This window comes from Xenorhabdus griffiniae (assembly GCF_015163655.1).
GTDB classification, from domain to species: Bacteria; Pseudomonadota; Gammaproteobacteria; order Enterobacterales; family Enterobacteriaceae; genus Xenorhabdus; species Xenorhabdus griffiniae.
The window spans coordinates 1-20,058 of record NZ_JADEUF010000073.1; the positions used below are offsets into that span (position 1 = coordinate 1).

General features: G+C 41.3%; 18 protein-coding genes, 3 tRNA genes and 1 pseudogene. 18 read left to right on the forward strand and 4 right to left on the reverse strand.

The window, feature by feature from the left end:
* Together IQ211_RS12225 and IQ211_RS12230 are read right to left on the reverse strand one after the other, a co-directional pair.
* Positions 1–965 (reverse strand): M29 family metallopeptidase (locus tag IQ211_RS12225; RefSeq protein WP_193836366.1); only part of this gene is annotated, 965 nt, incomplete at its 3' end.
* A gap of 463 nt (positions 966–1,428) precedes the next feature.
* A complete protein-coding gene (locus IQ211_RS12230) occupies positions 1,429–2,340 on the reverse strand; it encodes a LysR family transcriptional regulator (protein ID WP_282885642.1) in 912 nt (303 codons plus the stop codon).
* A 71-nt stretch (positions 2,341–2,411) separates the two neighbouring features.
* Here IQ211_RS12230 and IQ211_RS12235 point away from each other — a divergent pair, with 71 nt between their 5' ends.
* The 11 genes from IQ211_RS12235 (at position 2,412) to IQ211_RS12285 (ending at position 10,534) form a co-directional block, all read left to right on the forward strand.
* Positions 2,412–3,392: a DMT family transporter gene (locus IQ211_RS12235; protein ID WP_223281774.1), complete on the forward strand. Its 981-nt coding sequence runs from the start codon at positions 2,412–2,414 to the stop codon at positions 3,390–3,392.
* Between the two features lie 43 nt (positions 3,393–3,435).
* Complete coding sequence (locus IQ211_RS12240) at positions 3,436–3,795, forward strand: hypothetical protein (protein ID WP_189760443.1); 360 nt, start codon at positions 3,436–3,438, stop codon at positions 3,793–3,795.
* 243 nt (positions 3,796–4,038) lie between these two features.
* The gene (locus tag IQ211_RS12245; protein WP_189760458.1) at positions 4,039–4,440 is read left to right on the forward strand and encodes a GFA family protein; all 402 of its coding nucleotides are present in this window, start codon (positions 4,039–4,041) and stop codon (positions 4,438–4,440) included.
* A 342-nt stretch (positions 4,441–4,782) separates the two neighbouring features.
* Positions 4,783–5,442, forward strand: a complete 660-nt coding sequence (gene uvrY, locus IQ211_RS12250; protein WP_189760444.1) for a UvrY/SirA/GacA family response regulator transcription factor — start codon at positions 4,783–4,785, stop codon at positions 5,440–5,442.
* 23 nt (positions 5,443–5,465) lie between these two features.
* Entirely contained in the window at positions 5,466–7,298 is a 1,833-nt protein-coding gene (gene uvrC / locus IQ211_RS12255) for an excinuclease ABC subunit UvrC (RefSeq protein WP_189760445.1), read from the forward strand.
* 56 nt (positions 7,299–7,354) lie between these two features.
* On the forward strand, positions 7,355–7,903 hold the full coding sequence (gene pgsA / locus IQ211_RS12260; RefSeq protein WP_189760446.1) for a CDP-diacylglycerol--glycerol-3-phosphate 3-phosphatidyltransferase: 549 nt from the start codon (positions 7,355–7,357) through the stop codon (positions 7,901–7,903).
* 142 nt (positions 7,904–8,045) lie between these two features.
* Positions 8,046–8,121 (forward strand) — tRNA-Gly (locus IQ211_RS12265).
* Positions 8,122–8,126: 5 nt separating this feature from the next.
* Positions 8,127–8,200: transfer RNA gene (locus IQ211_RS12270), tRNA-Cys, on the forward strand.
* Between the two features lie 6 nt (positions 8,201–8,206).
* A tRNA-Leu gene (locus IQ211_RS12275) sits at positions 8,207–8,293 on the forward strand.
* 165 nt (positions 8,294–8,458) lie between these two features.
* Entirely contained in the window at positions 8,459–9,721 is a 1,263-nt protein-coding gene (locus IQ211_RS12280; RefSeq protein WP_189760447.1) for a tyrosine-type recombinase/integrase, read from the forward strand.
* A gap of 606 nt (positions 9,722–10,327) precedes the next feature.
* The gene (locus tag IQ211_RS12285) at positions 10,328–10,534 is read left to right on the forward strand and encodes a helix-turn-helix transcriptional regulator (RefSeq protein WP_099133550.1); all 207 of its coding nucleotides are present in this window, start codon (positions 10,328–10,330) and stop codon (positions 10,532–10,534) included.
* 143 nt (positions 10,535–10,677) lie between these two features.
* On the opposite strand, the gene IQ211_RS12290 is transcribed toward IQ211_RS12285, so the two are convergent.
* On the reverse strand, positions 10,678–10,851 hold the full coding sequence (locus IQ211_RS12290) for a hypothetical protein (protein ID WP_189760448.1): 174 nt from the start codon (positions 10,849–10,851) through the stop codon (positions 10,678–10,680).
* 133 nt (positions 10,852–10,984) lie between these two features.
* On the opposite strand from IQ211_RS12290, the gene IQ211_RS12295 reads away from it, so the two are divergent.
* The 7 genes from IQ211_RS12295 (at position 10,985) to IQ211_RS12325 (ending at position 19,979) form a co-directional block, all read left to right on the forward strand.
* Positions 10,985–13,423 carry a DUF5906 domain-containing protein gene (locus IQ211_RS12295; protein WP_189760449.1) on the forward strand — a complete coding sequence of 813 codons (2,439 nt, stop codon included), beginning with the start codon at positions 10,985–10,987 and terminating at the stop codon, positions 13,421–13,423.
* A gap of 643 nt (positions 13,424–14,066) precedes the next feature.
* Positions 14,067–15,878: a non-ribosomal peptide synthetase gene (locus tag IQ211_RS12300; protein WP_189760450.1), complete on the forward strand. Its 1,812-nt coding sequence runs from the start codon at positions 14,067–14,069 to the stop codon at positions 15,876–15,878.
* Positions 15,875–17,152: a hypothetical protein gene (locus tag IQ211_RS12305; RefSeq protein ID WP_189760451.1), complete on the forward strand. Its 1,278-nt coding sequence runs from the start codon at positions 15,875–15,877 to the stop codon at positions 17,150–17,152. The genes IQ211_RS12300 and IQ211_RS12305 overlap by 4 nt, the downstream gene beginning before the upstream one ends.
* Positions 17,152–17,760 (forward strand): thioesterase domain-containing protein, encoded by a 609-nt coding sequence (locus IQ211_RS12310; protein ID WP_189760452.1) that lies wholly within the window; start codon positions 17,152–17,154, stop codon positions 17,758–17,760. The genes IQ211_RS12305 and IQ211_RS12310 overlap by 1 nt, the downstream gene beginning before the upstream one ends.
* Positions 17,757–18,398, forward strand: a complete 642-nt coding sequence (locus tag IQ211_RS12315) for a phytanoyl-CoA dioxygenase family protein (RefSeq protein ID WP_189760453.1) — start codon at positions 17,757–17,759, stop codon at positions 18,396–18,398. The genes IQ211_RS12310 and IQ211_RS12315 overlap by 4 nt, the downstream gene beginning before the upstream one ends.
* Before the next feature lie 7 nt (positions 18,399–18,405).
* Complete coding sequence (locus IQ211_RS12320; RefSeq protein WP_189760454.1) at positions 18,406–18,630, forward strand: hypothetical protein; 225 nt, start codon at positions 18,406–18,408, stop codon at positions 18,628–18,630.
* Entirely contained in the window at positions 18,627–19,979 is a 1,353-nt protein-coding gene (locus IQ211_RS12325; protein WP_189760455.1) for a 2-isopropylmalate synthase, read from the forward strand. The genes IQ211_RS12320 and IQ211_RS12325 overlap by 4 nt, the downstream gene beginning before the upstream one ends.
* Here the strand turns inward: IQ211_RS12325 and IQ211_RS20150 are convergent.
* Positions 19,966–20,058, reverse strand: a pseudogene (locus tag IQ211_RS20150) (IS982 family transposase); the annotation flags it as partial. The gene IQ211_RS12325 and the pseudogene IQ211_RS20150 overlap by 14 nt on opposite strands.

The following is a 20,058-nucleotide window of genomic DNA, read 5'->3' on the forward strand; positions in this document are numbered from 1 at the left end:
AAGTTTTTCTTATCAAAGAATAGTTTCCCTCCTTCAAAAATAAGATCCAAATGGTGGCTACCCATCGCACCGCCACCTAATCCAAGATGCAGGCCAGGGTGCCGTTCTTCAAAACCAGCATTTAAACCGTACAGCCTTTTAACGCCATAGTTTGTCCCAATACCAAATTCTTCAATCACACTATTGCTTGGATTTGCGGATAGATACTTGTCAAAATCTTGGGAGAAAATAGGATCTCGGCATGTAAAGTCAATGATCTGGCTATTTTTTACTTTTATTTTGAAAAAATCTTTTACAACACCATATTTAATAGCAAAAGGGATAGTACTGAGAAAAGTACCACTAAAAGTAATACATCCTTCTAGATTGTGTAGTTTTGTTGCTATTTCACCAGGAGTGATATCATAACTATTTTTACCGTCTATTGAGGTCCATGATTGTTTTTCGTTAATCGTTGCGGTCAGAATGCTATCATGTTCTTGTTCAAAGATAATTTGTTTGCTTACCATGGCAAGATTTATGATTGATTGGTTTCTATTACTTATTATTTCTATTTGCTCAGAGAAAGCTTCATAAAAATGCTCACCATAATCCTTGAAGATAATTGATTTTCGCCAATTTTCTTGCATAACTTTCCTTATGGGGGACAAAAACTGAGGCCCTGATGATGTAAAAGGTTTTAATGTTGATGAAAGATAAAAAAACATGAAAACATCACATTTTTCAATTTGTTCAATTAAAATTGATGAAGGAGTAGAATCGAGAGGCAGTAAGCAAGTTTCCAGCAAAGGGAATTCTGTCGAGGCACTTGAAATATTTTCAATAATATTTTTATGTCTCTCATCCCATCCAATTAATAAGTTAATAACCTCGCTATTTTCTCTCTTTTTATTGACTGAAGGATGATGAAACAAGTTAGAAAACATGTTTTTTATGCTTTTGTTTTTTTCATCAATGATTAACATAGTAACCTCATGATTAAAAAAGATAAAGTATTTCCCCGTTTTTCTATATATGATTATGGCGATATATTAATGATAATAAAGAATATATACCAATTTTAGAGAAATTACTTAGTTGCTCCAATAGTGGAAATAGCGTCTTACTGAATTATGTTTCAACAAATTTTTGAATTTATTTTTTAATAAATTGGCTCAATGAGATAATGATGCTGTAATACACAATATCACAACAACATCATAACGTGAATAAATGAATTGTAAATAATATGTATGCAAGATCGGATAAAAATTATTTTTTATCCGAATATCATCGGATGGGAAAGATTTATTCATCTTTAATATCTTAATATAAGCTTAAACGGAAGCCTGGCCGATAACAATTGATTAGACAGGGGGCCAGATTAAAATTAGATGGTTATCTCATCGCTTATCTAACCAAGTGTGCCGCTGTTGGTCATGCGGAATGTTATAGTATGCCCGATTGGTGTGACCGTCCTGACAGTTTATCCTGATTTTGAAAAACTATATCTGCTAAAAAATCTGCCACTTTCCGGATCCTGGGAGAATGGGCCAAATCAGATTGAATAACAAGCCAGATGGGTTTATCTATGCCTAAATCAGGCGAAATACACGTAAGCCCAGCGTTATTGGCTGCAATATGAGGCAGCACGGCTAATCCCAGGCCCGCAGTTGCTGCTGCAATTTGAGAACAAATCGAAGTTGTTGCGACTGAAAGAGAACGCCCTTGTAAGATTTGTTTAAGCCAGTTAACGGAAGGAAGTTGTGAGTATTCACTTGTCCAGCCAATAAAATGAGCGTCGTTGTATTCACCGCTAAATATATCGGAAGTGCAGGTGGCTAAATAGGCTTCGCTTCCATAAAGGCCAAACCCCAGCATTCCTAGTTGTCGGACATTGACATGGCCTTGCTCTGGTCTGATGATACGAAGTGCTAAATCAGCATCACGACGGTGAAGGTTTACTGTGTAATTATCCGTTGTGATTTCTAATGTCAGATTTGGATGATTTTTTTGTAAGGTCGGCAAGCTTGGCATAATTAAATAATTGGATAGTGTTTCAAGTGTTGCAAGGCGTACATTGCCGGCAATAGTTGCTCGTAGATCGGCTTCAAACAGAAATGAATTTGCTGTCATTTCCATGGCTTTGGCTTTTTCCAACAGTTCTGCGCCATCTTCTGTTAGTTGATAACCTGTTTGATGCCGCAAAAATAATGGCATTCCGAAAGTATTTTCCAGGCGTTCTATTTTTCTCGATACCGTTGCCACACCAATACCAAGAAGCTCAGCCGCTTTACTGAGAGTTCCTGCTCGCGCTATTGCCAAGAATATTCGAATATCATCCCAAATAAGTGATTGCACGATTTATTTTCCGTTTCTGAAAATTTGATTACCAATTTTGCCTAAATATTTCAATTTTAAAAGATGCCATAATGATTTTACCAAGGCTCATTTTATTTGAGATCAATCAAGATAGGGTAATGAATATGAAAACAACTCCACAGTTAGCGATAGTGCTAACGTTAATTGCAACATTCTTTTGGGGATCCAATTTTCAGGTAACAAAATTTGCACTTGCGAGTTTGCCACCGTGGACAGCCTCTGTTGAGCGTTTTTTCTATGCAGTTATCGGTATTTTTATTTTTTTTGCATGGAAAGAGGGGATTCACAGCAAGGTTTTGCAGCAAAACTGGTGGGCATTTATTGTTCTTGGGGCGATTGGTGTGGCGGGATTTAATGGGGCATTTTTTGTTGGTCTCCAAAGTTCCAACCCCGTTACAGCGGCTTTAATTGTGGCAACGACGCCTATCTCTGCCAACATTCTGGAAGCGATTATAAATCGTCGGTTACCTGGATTGATGAGAGTTATTGGTATGGCAATCAGTTTGTTGGGGGTTACTTTAGTTATTACCAACGGTGAATTGATTTTGGGAGGTGTCTCTCAGATAGTAGCCGGCGATATAATCATTTTTATGGGAAGTCTCGGTTGGTCAATTTATACAGTGGGTATACGAGTATTTGTCAAAGATGCGACGCCTTTGGCGACTACGAGTTGGACAATGCTTTTTGGTGCGATCATATTAGTGTTTATTGCGATTTTTGTGGAATCGCCAATAGCTGCATTATCTTCAGGAACATTTGAAAGCCATTTGGCCTGTTTCTATATAGGTATTGGTGGTTCTACTATTGCCTATCTTTTTTGGAATATGGGAGTTGCTATTCGTGGAGCCGGAAAAACGGCAGTATTTTTTAACTTGGTTCCCATGTTTGCACTTATGATACAGCTAATAATGGGAAATATCCCCAGCTTGTCACAGATAATTGGCGTTGTTGTCACTATTGTAGGAGTGCTCTTGGGGCAGGGAATATTGAGTAATGTTCGGCTCATGAACGTTGATAAAAATAAAAACTAACATACAATCACCATGATAACTAATTTATTAGTGGAGATCTGATATGGAAAAATTTACTGATAAATTAATTAGCTTTGACCGATTTATTTTACGGATACTGAGCTTTCTTTTACATGCATTCATTATCTTTCTGATCGGTATTATTCCTGGTGTTCTGGGTTTTTTCTTGATTGAAAGCCATGCTATTTCTGATGCAATACTAAATTCAGTTTCAATGATTGGAACACAAAACTTGCATATTGAACCCGTCAGTACACTGGGAAAATATTTTGCTGCCATTTATGGACTATTCCTTCAGGCTATCTTTTTTATCGCAGTGGGAATGGTGGTGACGCCTTTTGTCCACCGAATACTGCACAGCTGGCACATTGATAATGAAGATAACGAAGATGTGAAAAAATAAATAACTTATTTTCCCGCTAGCTATCAAGCCATAATTTGAAATTTCCAGAATTTATTTGTATGGCTAAAAATTAGAGATTTATTGTCGTGAATAGGGTATTTTTGATGAAATATAGTGGTAGATTTATGCGATCTGAGATATAAAAATTCCCCTGCAAAGCGGGGAGAAATCAGGTGTCATATAATGTTGTAAATTATAACTTGAAGTTTAATGCGTATAAACTTATTAACAGAGAGTTAAGTGATGAATAAAGGTCATTGTTTATGCGGTGCGGTGAGTGTGAAAACCAATCAACGCATTGAAGATATTAACGTATGTCACTGTGAAACGTGTCAAAAATGGAATGGAGGTCCATTTTTATCTGTGGACTGCAAGGATGATCTAAAAATAGAGGGAGCTGAAAACATTTCAACATATCCGTCATCAGAATGGGCAGAACGCGCTTTTTGTAACAGATGCGGAACACACCTTTTTTACCACTTGCATCAGCCAAGTGCATATTATGTCCCAGTTGCTTTGTTTGAGAATAGTCATTCAGGTAAATTAGTTCGCCAAATTTATGTGGATAGTAAGCCAGCATATTATAACTTTGTTGAAAAAACCTCTATGCTGACTAAAGCAGACGTCCTTAATTTATTTAAATGATCATTGCAATATGGGGGAGGTATCACCCCATATTGTTTTGGATTAAAATGGATTGCTATAAATAATATAGAGATATGTTATTAACAAAATATCAAATGAAATTAATTGGCTATATGTTTATTTCATTTCATTGACATGTGACAATTTTCTTTCTGTTTTGCCCTAATGTTAGTATAATCCGTTATCTCATCCAAAAGGTTTCTCTCTCACTCGAGAGAGTGATGTTATTTTTTTGTCAATTTATCTTATGAAAATCATAAAGATAAACTCAGCGTGTCCGTTTTGTTTTGGAGTTTATTAATTTTATCATTATTGTGGATATTATGTTAGTGGAGATGTTGTTTGATTAATGTTTTATTAGTTGATGACCATGAACTGGTGCGCATTGGTGTGAAAGGCGTCCTTGATGATATAAAAGGGATAAAAGTCGTAGGAGAAGCCAGTAATGGAGAAGATGCGGTCAGATGGTGTAGATCAAACAGCACGGACATTGTCATGATGGATATGGGAATGCCCGGTATAGGAGGGTTGGAGGCGGCTAAAAAAATCATCCGCTATTCACCTGATACACGAGTGATTATGCTGACTATTCATACTGAAAGTTCTTTGCCCACAAAAGTGATGCAAGCAGGGATTAGGGGATATTTGAGCAAGGCTGCCGCTCCTCAGGATATGATCAATGCAATTCGGACTGTTTATGCAGGCCAGCGTTACATTTCACCAGATATTGCCCAGCAGATGGCACTCAACCAGCTATCACCAGCAAAAGAAAACCCGTTGGATGAACTTTCGGAGCGGGAATTGCAGATCATGACAATGATAACTCAGGGGCGCAAAGTTAATGAGATTTCTGAGTTGCTTAATCTGAGTCCAAAAACAGTGAATAGTTACCGTTATAGGATGTTCAGTAAACTAAATATCAAAGGTGATGTAGAATTGACCCATATGGCAATACGCTGTGGATTGCTTGATGCGCAGAATATAGTAACTCACGGTGGGTAATAAGATTTGATGGGTGATCAGTCATGGCGGAACTATTTAATTCAAAGGCATTTTTAAAAACAGTTACCAGTCAGCCGGGCGTCTACCGCATGTATGATATCACTGGTACAGTGATCTATGTTGGTAAAGCTAAGGATCTAAAAAAACGCTTATCTAGCTATTTTAGGGTACAAGTTAGTAGCCGTAAAACAGAGTCATTAGTGAAAAATATCGTCCAGATAGACGTTACCGTTACCCACACAGAGACAGAGGCGCTTCTGCTTGAACATAACTACATCAAGTTGTATCAGCCTCGCTATAATGTATTACTGAGAGATGATAAATCTTATCCTTATATTTTCTTGAGTAGTGATATCCACCCTCGTTTAACCTTATATCGTGGCGCCAGGCATACGAAAGGAGAATACTTCGGCCCATTCCCCAACTCTCATGCGATACGCGATACTTTGGCTTTATTGCAGAAACTATTTCCTATTCGCCAATGTGAAGACAATGTGTACCGCAATCGTTCAAGACCTTGTTTGCAATATCAGATTGGACGTTGTTTGGCCCCTTGTGTTAAGGGGGTTGTAACAGATGAAGAATATCAGCAGCAAGTTGAATACGTCCGCTTGTTTTTGGCGGGGAAAGATCAGCAAGTATTGGATGAGCTGGTTGCAAAAATGGAAAAAGCGAGTCAACAGCTTAAATTTGAAGAGGCTGCTCGTTATCGCGATCAGATCCAAGCTGTACGGCAAGTTACGGAACGACAATTTGTTTCCGGAGAAGGCGATGATCTTGATGTTATTAGTGTCGCTTTTGAGGCAGGAATGGCCTGTGTCCATGTCTTATTTGTCCGTCAGGGTAAGATATTAGGTAGCCGAAGTTATTATCCCAAAATTCCAGCTGATACGAAATTAGATGAAGTAGTGCAAACTTTCCTTGGTCAATTCTATCTCCAAGGAAGCCAAAACAGGACGTTGCCAACAGAAATTTTGTTGGATTTTGCATTACCTGAGAAAGCACTATTGGAAAAATCACTTGCTGAAATATCGGGCAGAAAAATCTATATCCAGGCACGGCCAAGAGGTGATAGAGCGCGCTATTTAAAATTAGCACGCACTAATGCCGCTACAGCTTTGATGACCAAACTCTCCCAACAATCGACAATTCATCAGAGATTAGCGTCATTGGCTACATTTGTTGGATCTGAAAAAATCCACCGTATGGAGTGTTTCGACATCAGTCACACGATGGGAGAACAAACTGTCGCATCATGTGTCGTTTTTGATGCTAATGGTCCGGTTCGTGCAGAATACCGACGCTATAATATTACAGGTATCACTCCAGGCGATGATTATGCTGCGATGAATCAAGTTTTGCGTCGTCGATATAGTAAAGCTATCGATCAGACAAAAATTCCGGATATTATTTTTATTGACGGTGGAAAAGGGCAGCTTGCGCGTGCGATTGAAGTTTTCGATTCTTTGGAGGTTGAATGGAATAAAAAGTATCCGAAGCTAATTGGCGTTGCGAAAGGCAGTGATCGTAAGGCTGGGTTAGAAACCCTATTTTTTGAAGCGGAAGGAGAAGGGATCGCACTTCCTCCGGATTCACCTGCATTACACGTTATTCAGCATATTCGTGATGAATCTCACAACCATGCCATTACAGGGCATCGTCAGCGTCGGGAAAAAGTGAAAAAGACCAGTACATTGGAGTCGATTGATGGTATTGGGCCAAAACGTAGACAAATGTTACTTAAATATATGGGTGGATTACAACCTTTACGCAATGCAAGTGTAGAAGAGATCGCAAAAGTGCCTTCTATTTCTTATGCACTGGCAGAAAAAATCTATAATGCGTTGAAACACTAGAAGTATTGATGCACCATACTGATAAACTTAACTTGGCCAGATAGTTACTAAGCATTATGCAATTAAATATTCCAACATGGCTTACCCTATTTCGTATTGCCTTAATTCCATTCTTTGTTTTGGCATTTTACTTGCCATTCCAATGGGCACCGATGTTATGTGCAATTATCTTTATTATCGCTGCTGCAACCGATTGGTTTGACGGTTTTCTTGCCCGTTTGTGGAAGCAGACGACACGTTTTGGCGCATTTCTTGATCCGGTGGCGGATAAAGTGATGGTGGCTATTGCGTTGGTACTGATTGCAGAACATTACCATACGTGGTGGATTACGCTACCTGCTGCGACGATGATTGCTCGTGAGATTATCATATCTTCTCTGCGTGAGTGGATGGCGGAATTGGGTAAACGCAGTAGTGTAGCTGTTTCTTGGATGGGAAAAATAAAAACTACAGCACAAATGGCGGCATTGGTTGCCTTATTATGGCGTCCTTGCATTGAAATTGAAGTAGGGGGATTCATCCTATTATACGCTGCTGCGGTCCTGACGTTTTGGTCAATGTTTCAATATTTGAGCGCTGCATGGAAGGATTTGCGTGAAAGTTGATCCAAATGACGCAAAAACCATCGAACGAACGAGTTTTATAAATAATTGTGTTGACTCATTTCGTGAAGTAAGTAGAATGCAACGCATCGAACGGCACATGAGATTTACAAAACAAGTTAAGTAAATCAAGCGGTTCGGAAAGGCGGGAATAGCTCAGTTGGTAGAGCACGACCTTGCCAAGGTCGGGGTCGCGAGTTCGAGTCTCGTTTCCCGCTCCAAGAAAGGCGCGTTGGCAGAGTGGCCATGCAGCGGATTGCAAATCCGTCAACCTCGGTTCGACTCCGGGACGCGCCTCCAAATTTAGCCTAGGTGGTGAAATCGGTAGACACAAGGGATTTAAAATCCCTCGGCCTTAAGGCTGTGCGGGTTCAAGTCCCGCCCTGGGCACCATACATAAGTTTACTAACGTCTACTCTAGTAAACTAACTCTTAGAAAGACCTGATAAATCAATCAGGTCTTTTCTTTTTTGGTCTACTCTGGTCTATTGCAATCAACGTGCTCGCCGGGGCATAATCTGGGGCACCTACACTTCTATTTTTAATGTGCCCCTTATAATGAAACTAAACGCACGACTCATCGAAACAGCAAAACCCAAAGAAAAAACCTACAAACTCTCTGATGGTGGCGGCCTCTATTTAGAAGTCACTGCTCGCGGCTCAAAATACTGGCGTATGAAATATTACCGCCCGACCGATAAAAAAGAAGATCGTCTGGCTTTCGGTGTCTATCCTACCATTTCTCTGGCTGATGCCCGTGCTAAACGTGATGAAGCCAAGAGATTAATTGCTCAGGGGATTGATCCTAAAGCAGAGAAAAAAGAAGCGCACGCAACATCAAAGGGAAAATATACCTTTGAAAAAGTCGCCTGTGACTGGCACGCCAGCAATAAGCGCTGGAGTAAAGATCACAGCAACCGCATTATGCGTAGCCTTGAGCATTATATTTTCCCTCATATTGGCAAACTTGATATTTCCACTTTACGCACAAGCCAGCTTTTGGTACCAATCAAACTTGTTGATGCTGACGGAAAACACGATATTGCTCAGCGTTTGCAGCAGCGTGTGACTTCCATTATGCGTTATGCTGTCCAGAATGATATTCTTGATTCTAACCCAGCTAATGATATGGCTGGCGCACTTTCTACTGTCAAAGCCAAACATCACCCCGCTCTGCCTCACGAACGTTTACCTGAATTTCTCACCCGTCTTTCTCGTTATCACGGGCGTTTAATCACTCGCATTGCAGTAGAACTGACGTTATTAACCTTTGTTCGTTCCAGTGAACTGCGATTTGCGCGTTGGGAAGAACTCGACCTTGAAAATGCAATCTGGAAAATCCCTGCCACAAGAAAAGCCATTGAAGGCGTTAAATTTTCCGAACGGGGCATGAAAATGAAAACGGAGCATATTGTGCCTTTGAGTCGTCAGGCTGTCATTTTGTTCAAATCATTACGCGAACTGAGCGGTGACTGTGAAGTCATGTTCCCTAACGATCACGATCCACAAAAGGTCATGAGTGAAAGCACGGTTAATAATGCCCTTCGTGGCATGGGATACAACACCAAAACCGATGTTTGCGGGCATGGGTTCCGAACAATGGCGCGGGGGGCTATGGGTGAATCTGGATTATGGAACGATGACGCCATCGAACGCCAGTTAAGCCATGTGGAAAGAAAAAACGTCAGAGCAGCCTATATTCACACCTCTAAACATCTGGACGAACGGCGTCTGATGGTGCAATGGTGGGCGGATTATCTGGATGCCAATCGGGAAAAACATATCACACCGTATGATTTTGCGAAAAAACGCCGGAAATAACATGGATTAATGTTCAGAACGTATTGAGTTCATGATGATTTTTTAGACTTTGTTGGCAGTGCCAACAGAGTCTACTTTTAACACAACACCTAGCCAGCTAGAAACTCCGAATCCTACCCTTTGTTATGGCAATTATCATATGATGTTTTTTTAACCTTTTCTGGCAGTGCCAGCATAGCCTGTTTTTTATGCAGTGTATAAACAGGTAAGAATTCCATATTTTGATCTTGTCAATGAATTATCTTATCTTTCTTTTGATTAACCTTTATGCAAAAGGTGTTTTTTTAAACTTTGTTGCCCAGGACAACAAAGACTATTTTTAATACAGTGTGTAATCAACTAAAAATCCTATACTCCAACCACTCATATATTTTCCTTATTTTTCATTTAATTAAATTTACCATTACATCTATATATGGTGTTTTTTTAGTCTTCTGTGCCCGTGGCACACAAGATTGCTTTTTATACAGTCAATAGATAGCAATTAATTTTACGAATTGGTTAAAGAGTTTACGCTTTCAATTAATCTGAATTTTTAAATAATCCCTCTGTCGTCAAATAACGCCTACCAAGGCATTTCAAGGATTCGATAACAGGGGGGTATACATGCCAACAATGACAACATCTAAAGAAAGTCTTATTCGCCTGCCAGAAGTTCAGCGCAGAACGGGCTACAGCAAGGCATGGATCTACAGGCTCATTAAAGAAGATAAATTCCCGAAGCAAGTCAAAATCGGCCCTCGTTCGGTTGCATTTATTGAATCAGAAATTGATGGCTGGGTTGATCAGCGTATTGCTGAATCTCGTGCCTGATAGTGTGTTGACTGAATTTTGGTGCATGAGTTCACGATGCGGGTAATCCATTTATTGAGAGATAGACAAATCTTGCAATTATTATTTAAACGAAAAAAGGATAGCGGTATGGGAGCTATCCTTCTGATTAACTGTCGGTTGGCTCAACCTTTGGGTTCAATACCACGCGATTGGAGTTCTTTACGGAGTATGCGCTTGATCCATGTAGCAAGGGAAGCATCACCATCGTTTTTTGCTTGTTCTTCAAGTTGTTGCCTGAATTCTTCCGTTAATCTCATTTGGTATTGTGGAGATCGCTTTTCTTTTTGTATTGACATGGTAATTACCCAAGGATATTTTAAATTACATGGTAATGACCATTTTAATTTTAGTAACCAAATAAAACAACGCCCCGTAGTGCTCGCAACACATACAGGGCGTCTGACCAATAACCGTTGAGAGATAACGATAATGGCTGATACACAGCATAACCAAACTCGCCCTAAATTTACATCTTCAGATAAAACAGACGGACAAAAACCGCCCGATCTGATTCAGACCGTGAAAAGATCCGCCATGTACCATTGGGAAAACCTGCTGCCTGCATGTGGCATCGACATTCCCGCAAAGGGGAAACATGGCGCTTGCCCCATCTGCGGTGGTATTGACCGTTTTCACTTTATTGACGACCATCATCATGGCAACTGGCATTGTCGCCAATGTGATGTCCCAAACTATGGTGATGGGCTGGATTTAGTGGCAAAAACCAAAGGGATCTCGATTCTTGAAGCAGCAAAAGTTATTGCGGATACGCTGGCATTACCTTTGCCAGAACCCAAGCTAACTAGGGAAAGCATTCAAACAACACAGTCGATTGCTGAAAAAGTGACGGGACTGATGGCGCAAACTGTCGCCGGGCAATCTCCCTACCTGACCGCAAAAGGGCTGCATTGCCCTGGTCAGCGGCTGCTGTCCGATAATTCGATAGTGTTGACACTGACAACATTGGATAAAAAAGTCACAGGCGCACAGATCATTAAGCCCAATGGCGAGAAAAAATTACTCTCTGGCAGCCAGAAGAAAGGATCATTTATTGCCTTAGCAAAGCTAGAAGAGTATTCCGATACAGTAATCATTACCGAAGGTTATGCCACTGCGCTCACAGTTAACCAACTCTATAAAGGTACTGTTCTGGTGGCACTGGATGCAGGTAATTTGCTCTCTGTCGCTCAATCAGTTCGGGAACGATGGTTTGACACGAAAATCATCTTTGCTGCTGATAATGACTGGCATCGCCCCGGTGAACTGGATAAGAACGGTAAACCAAAAGTGAATATCGGCAAGATCTCGGCAGAAAAAGCTGCCCTTGTGGTTAATGGTTGGGTCACATTGCCACCTACAGAATATAAAGCTGATTGGGACGATTATCGCCAGCAACACGGTGTGGAAATGGCAAATCTGGCCTTTTCTCAGGCACTTTATCAACCGATATCAATCAAGAAGAAAGCAACCACTCAGCCCAATGATGCCGGGTCTTCAAAGTTGACATTATGCCAGATGGGAGCCAGCCAGCGCGGGGAAGTGCTACTGGCACGTTATGACGGCAATTTAGCACTGGATGGCGCTTCGGAAAGCGTTCATCACTATGATGGTATTGTCTGGTGTCCGGTCAGTGACCGTGATTTAAAACGGGAAATGGTGGCGGCCTTTATGGAAGAAAAGCTGCCGTACTCACCGCATGGTATTAGCTCTGCCGTGGATGCCCTGAAATTACAGCTTCCCATGATGCAACTGCCAAAACGCTACTTAATCGGGTTCAACAATGGCGTGTTTGACCTGAAAATCTGCCAGTTCCGGTCACATCGTAAAAGTGACTGGTTGCTACTTGCTAATGATGTTGAATTCAATTCCCCCATTTCGGGGGAAACCCTGAAAAACCATGCGCCACAGTTCTGGCACTGGCTGAATCGGGCAACAGCCAACTGTGAAAACAAGTTCAATCGTGTATTGGCGGCACTGTTTATGGTGCTGGCGAACCGTTATGACTGGCAGCTTTTTCTGGAAGTCACTGGCGCCGGAGGCAGTGGGAAAAGCATCTTTGCTGAAATCTGCGCTATGTTGGCAGGCAAAGGCAACACCGTTTCCGCCAGTATGGCTGCTCTGGAAAACCCACGGGAACGGGCGTTGATTGTCGGATATTCGTTGATTATCCTGCCAGATCAGACTCGCTATGTAGGTGATGGCTCCGGTATTAAGGCCATTACAGGCGGTGATGAAGTTGCTATTGATCCGAAGCACAAACAACCCTATTCAACCCGTATTCCTGCTGTCGTACTGGCAGTGAACAATAACGCCATGAGTTTCAGTGATCGCAGTGGTGGTGTGTCGCGGCGTCGGGTCATTTTCAACTTTTCCGAAGTTGTGCCAGAAAATAAACGTGATCCACGGTTGCGGGATAAAATCGCAGCAGAATTGCCCGTAATTATCCGGCACTTGCTGCATCGGTTCGCCGATCCACTGATAGCGAGGCGTTTACTGGCGGAGCAACAGAAATCAGAAGAAGCGCTGGATATCAAACGCGGCACCGATCCACTGGTCGATTTCTGCGGCCATCTGATTGCGTCCGATGAAGCTGATGGCCTGTTAATCGGCAATGCGGAAATTATGCCGTCCAATCCCCGCAAATACCTTTATCACGCCTATCTTGCTTATATGAAAGGCAATAACCTGAATAAACCTGTTTCCGTCACGCGTTTTGGCATGGATATGCCGGGCGCACTGGCAGAGTATGGGCTGCATTACCTGCGCAAGAAAAGCAAATACGGCATTCGCAGCAATATGAACCTCAATGTCGATACAGCTAATGAATGGATGCCAAAAATAATAAGGAATGACCAACCAGAAGAATAATTTTTTCTTGTACAGACATTTTTCAAAGAAATATAAAAAAGTGTTCACCATTATTCACTTTGTAATTTAAACCAGATATATCAATCTATTATAGGGTTGATAGTTATTTTTAAACTGTTCGCAAGTATTCAGCCCTGTTCACCATTTTTTCAAGTTTGAGATGAAGGGTTGGTTGAAGAGTAATGATGAGTTTGATTTAAAGTCATAACCACCTAACAATATGAATTTAAATAAAAATATTTAAAGGTGAATAGGTGAACAGTTTTACTCCTAATTCTTTAATAGGGTGGGGTAAGCGAAAAAATATTCTCTGGCAGGTATTTTTCAGCTCTCCGAGTTACCGGGTTAATGTATTAGCCCGGTAACTCGGAGAAGACAAGCGCAGCGCGTCAGTTATGTCATCGGTCAAAATGGTTATTACCCGATTAAGCGAGAAACTTTTTCTGGCTGGCCATTAGTTTTGTGCCACTGCAGTTCCAAATTTATGCAGCTAATAGCATTCTCTATGTACGTATAAAATCATTTAAATAACATATTGTTAACAAAAATAGTAACATTTATTTAAAATTTGTTTAATTAACCAGCTCTTATTATATGGATTGTCTCTTTAGTTTTAATTAAGATTTTTCCCGGACTAAAAAGATTGAACTATATTGTCACTAAGAAAATGGATAATTATAAATCAATAAATTTTATAATATCCCATATTGTTGATCTTTATGGGAATTCACGGGCTGTTATCGACGAAACAGAATCCTTAAGCTATTCGCAGCTATATGCTGCGGCAAGCCAGCTCTGCGTGCATTTGGCGAATGTCCAGCAAGGTAAAGGGAAGTGTATTGCTGTCGCAGGTCCTCATAATGTCAGAACTATTATTGCCTTATTGGCAATCGTCCTTTCCGGAAATTACTATGTCTATGTTGATTTAAATCAACCAAAAACTTGGCTTGAACAGCAACTTAGTCGGCTAGATTGCCATATAATGCTCTATTCCACAGGTAGTTACCCTGCAAATATACCTAACGGTATTACATTGTTTTCTGTAAGAATTAAGAGCGATAGTTGCTTTGTTCCAAGTACTTTTTCCGATGTACCAACTCATCAGGCGGCTTATGTTAATTTTTCATCCGGCAGTACGGGTAAATCGAAAGCAATTGTCTGTACTCACGCTGGTATTATCCGTCTTTGTCGACAACAAACATTTCTCGACTTTGACTCTCGTCCAGTATTTTTATTTCATTCCCCTTTATCTTTCGATGCTGCTACTCTGGAAATCTGGGGAGCATTGCTCAATGGCGGCACTTGTATCATCCATCAAGGGAAAATACTGACCCCACAGGCTCTACAAAAAACCATTCACTATTATGGCGTTAATACCCTGTGGCTGACTACAGCTCTTTTTAATGCTTTCGTTGATACTGATATTCAATGTCTACATGGATTACATACTGTACTAACTGGTGGAGATATTTTATCAGTTTCTCATGTACGTAAAGCCGTTACTGCCCATCCAAAAATCAATTTTGTAAATGGCTATGGTCCAACTGAGAACACTACGTTTACTTGTTGCCACATAATTCGGGCTAAGGATTTAACGGGGCATGATATCCCTATCGGACAGGCAATCAACGGCACGCAGGTATTACTTTGCGATTTGCAAGGTGAACATATAACTGCCCCCAGTGTCAGTGGTGAAATATATGCTATTGGGGAAGGATTAGCATTGGGATATTTCGGTGATCCAGAACGTACAGCACAAGCCTTTGTTACTATTACTTGGCAGGGAATATCCCAACGAGCTTATCGTACAGGTGATCTTGCATATTATGATGAAGAGGGAAATCTACATTTTATTGGTCGAACGGACAGTCAAATAAAAATTAATGGCTACCGCATTAATTTAAGTGAAATAGAAAATAGACTGCGCAATATTCCGGGAGTAGAAGATTGTTCATTATTGGTGCAGCAATATCATGGTAGTAAACAGTTGATAGCCGTACTACAAGCAGAAGATGATCGTCCAGCTCGTCAAGCTATGCTGAAATTTCCTTCTTGGGAACGCCCGTCCTCTTGGTTTTGTGTCCGTTCACTACCTTTGACTCAGCATGGAAAAGTGGATCGTCAAGCGCTTTTTTCGCAATGGCAAGCATTACAATCACAATCATCAACTATGGAAATGAGCCAGCAAGAAGCAGCTTGTGCCATCTGGTGGTCAGAATTGCTGGGTTACCCAGTTACCTCTCCAACACACAATTTTTTTGAATCAGGTGGTAATTCATTACATGCTTTGCGCGTACTGGCTACTTGTTTTCAATACTATTCTGATGTGGCACTTTCCCTCCAGGAGCTTTATCAGCATGCGACTCTTGCTGATTTTGCTTCCTTGTTAACCCGCAAGGGAATTGATGTCAATACATTACAGAATCCTGTTCCTGAGGGGGTTCTGGTACTATGAATGAAATCTTTGAGAAGTTATCTCAGCGGCAAATTTATTGCTTACCATTTGGTAATCGGCTGGTTATTTATGGTCAGTGGCAACAGTTAGATCAAGAGGAACGTTCCTGGCTACAGCAAGGAAAAGAACAGCTGCTTACCTCTTATAGTGATAGCTCCTGCATTTTACCACTTCCTTGCTGGCTTAATGCAATGGTACTGAGTGAGATTATTTCCGGAGACTGTTCACAATTCGGATTGTTCTACTTGGCACCAGATTCGATCCCTCCAGAATCTTCCAAACTAAAAAACTTGATCGAAGGTCTATATAGAACCTTTCCACTTCTCAATAGTGCAGTGGAGTGGGGAGATAGTGGATTAGAATTACGTCTTTTTACTTCACCATATAATGCTGAACCTGAATATCAGGAATCTGTGCGGTATGCAGATGCTCAGGCTTTTATTCGCGAACAACTACAGCACTCTCACTCTGTGTTTAAAAGAGGAATGCTGCGAGTCGTATATGCACGTTGTGGTAAGGATATGCGGTGGGGAATATGGCTGCATCACTTGGTTGCAGATGCCGACTTTGTTCAGACATTGCTTTCTCGGGTACAAGTTTGGTTAAAGACAGCTGCATGGCCAGAGCCTGATCTGGATTTTATTCAACAAATTTGGGTTCTAGAACAACAAATCACAGTACACCGAGAACGGTTGCAAACTTTCTGGCGCAATCAAAAAACGTTTTTCAGCACACTGGCCATGCCCCCGATACGGGAGTTGTTACCCGAGAGCTCATTGATGAGCTTCACATTGCACGATGAACCACAAATGGTTACCCGTATGATTCTGTCCCTATCACGGACATTGGCTAAGCTGAATATTAATGGTCCTCAGTTAGCAATAACCCCGGTTACTTTGCGCCGTATAGGGCGGCGAAATACGGGCAGTGGATGTTATGTCAATCTGTTACCGATACTGCTGGATGCTCGCTATGAAGTCACGGAGTTTGACCAGCTACGTTTGTCGTGGCTAGAGCACGCACAGCTGCCCCAGGAGGAAATTACTTCTCTGTGTGAGCTTAATTATCGTGATGCTATCGTGATGATCAACTTCATAGATACACCAATAGTAATGGAAGGATTTCAGCATCATCCTGAATTTCGTAGCAGGAAACCTATCACCATAACTGTCACTCATGGAGAACCAGGATTCTGGCACGTTAAGCTGACAACCCGCTGGGGAGAAACATTTAGCAATGCTTTACACAGTACCTTGGTGGAGGAGCTGACCTGATGATACTTTTGCTTCCTGATTTCATCGGACATCCCAGTTGTTTTCAGTCCCTGCTTTCCCATCTGCCTGAACAGGTGGAAAGCGTTAATTATCACACATTAGCTATGAAAGAAGATCTTTCTGAACTGGCTGATCTTATCGCTGATGGATTGAAATATAAGCCGACTTGGATTATTGGCTATTCGTTCGGTGGTGCTCTGGGATATGAACTCTGCCAACGCAATTTTCCTACTGCTCGCTTAGTTATGGTGGACAGCCATTTGCCTTCGTCTTCGTTACGTGAAATGCCTATCGACGAACAGTACCAACACTGGCTAACAACAGATATACAAGACTGGCTTTCCTTGATGCAGGAGCTTAATGAAATAAAGTTACCTGTCATTCTAAATAACATTAGCCTATTCAGCCAATGGCAACCAAAACCAGCCTTGCAACAAGCATGGTGGATACGTTGCACTCGAAATAATATCAACGTAAACATTGACTGGCATTTGTTGATCCAGCATATCCATCAATTCGATGCCTCCGTATGTCACCATGAGGTGATGAAAGAGAGTAACGTGATTTCTTACCTTATCCAACTAACTCAAGAGGTTACTTTTTCATGATATTTCATAAGCAGGCAATTTCACCCGATTTTCAAAAACTGGCGCTGGACTGGATTCTTGCACAATCCGATTCTCCGTCTGCAGGGCTAGAGCCAGAGTTTGATATTGGTGATGATAAACTGCGTTATGCAAAAAAAATCCGCAACATCTCTAATCATGCCCCGCAATTCTGGCAGGCATGGTGTTATGATTCCGGGCTGACGAAAATCGTAAGTCAGTACCTTGATAACCCTCGTTTGTTACGTCATGCAGCCTTTATTAAACGTCATGCTGATGAATCGTTTATTCCTCTACATCAGGACATTGCATTGTGGGAAAAACCCTTTAATACCGCTTGGACGTTCTGGGTAGCTTTGACTCCGGCATTTAAAGAGAACGGAGGTATGTTTTATCTGCCCGATACTGATGTGGTTTATCCGCATGAGTTCGATCTAAATTATCCCATGTTTAAGTGTATAGACCTCGAAAAAAACCAAATTTCTCAGGAAGAACTAAAGGATGTATCACTTCAAGCAGGAGATATCTCGGTATGGCCTGCAAAAACCCCGCATGGGAGTTACATGAATATCAGCGGTCAATTGCGTATAGGCATGCCAATAGTGTTTGTTGAAGAGAACGAATATCAAAGACTAATGTGAGGCAAATATGAAAGTATGGGTAATTGATAATCTAAAAATTATTTTCCCTGATAGAGAGATTTCAGAAGCCAATATTGATGAATCCCTCAAGGAACTATTAAATCATTCAATGAAAATGGTGACTTTTCTAGCACGCTTTGCTCGACAATTTAATCATGCACCAAAAATTATGGATTTTCAGGCTGCGCCTTGTTTTGAAACCTTAGTCAGAAGTATGGAGCACCCTACATGATACGCATTATTGATTGCACCTTGAGAGAAGGCATGCAAACTCGCCAGTGTTGTTTTACTACTGAACAGTCGGTATTACTTTCCCGAGAAATAGCAGCATTAGGGGTAGATACGATTGAGTGTGGACATCCTTTTATTTCGTCGAAAGAAGCAGAACGTGTTCAAGCTGTGGTAGCAACCTCACCTGTGCCAGTGTTAGCTCACGCCAGAGCTCGTTTGGAAGATATCGATGCCGTGCTACAAACTGGGGCTCATTGGGTTGGATTGTTCGCTTCTATTAATGAAATTTCAATGGCAACGAAATTTAAAGGTAAGAGCCGCGAAGAGTTGTTAGCCATGTTTGGTTCTTCTATCCGATATGCCCGTGAACAAGGATTGTTAGTCAGGGCAACCATTGAAGATGCCGGGCGTACTGCAGTCCCTGACTTGGTCAGTATGATTATAACTGCTCGTGAAGCAGGTGCTAATCGTATTTGTTTCGCTGATAGTGTAGGTATTCTACTACCTGATGAAACTTTTGATGTGTTATCGTTATTACGCTATGAGTTTCCTGATATTGTTCTTGAATATCATGTTCATAACGACAGAGGACTCGCACTAGCTAACACGTTAAAAGCGATTGAAGCGGGAGTTGAATGGATCTCTACGAGTTGCAATGGCATAGGTGAACGTGCAGGTATCACTGATACTTTCCAATTGATTACGCTGCTTGCTACACGTTTTGAACAAAATCGTTTTGATATTTCCCGAATTTTGGCGCTCTCTGAGTTAGTAGAAGCGTATAGCCGAATACCCATGTCTCCAATGCAACCGGTTGTAGGTAAAAATGCGTTTGTACATGTTGCCCGCTTGCACCAACTTGCTATGCAGAAAGACAGTGCTGCTTACAGTATTTTTGATCCAAAACTCATCAAGGGACACATCTCTCTGGAGCATTTTACTCCCTTACAAGAACAAGAACTTTTTCTGGTTCCGTTGGAAAAATCTTCAACAGAACTTAAGTATCACCGCCACGGTCCAGGAAAACGTTTTGTGATGTTGGATAAACGGTTGGTAGATGGGTCTCCCTACTATTTTATTGCCCGCCAATTTTCGATGATAGGCGCTGATGAGTCTGCAGAGACAGGTCATGTTGATAGCCACACTCATAATTGTGATTCCGTATTCTTGTTCTTAGGAGATGGTCAGGACTATATCGGCCTAGAGGTGGAAGTTGATCTTGGGGGTGATATTCGTCATATAAATAGCCCAGCCAGTGTTTTTATCCCAGCGGGTGTGGCTCACTCCTATCGCTTTATTCGCGGTTGTGGCACCTATATTAACGCGATGCTCAACTTTAACACCCAATAACGAGCGTTTGTTGAAGCCAGTCGCGTTGTTTTTTACCTTGTTTAAAGTTGGCAAAAATACCCAATGTGTGAGAAAGCAG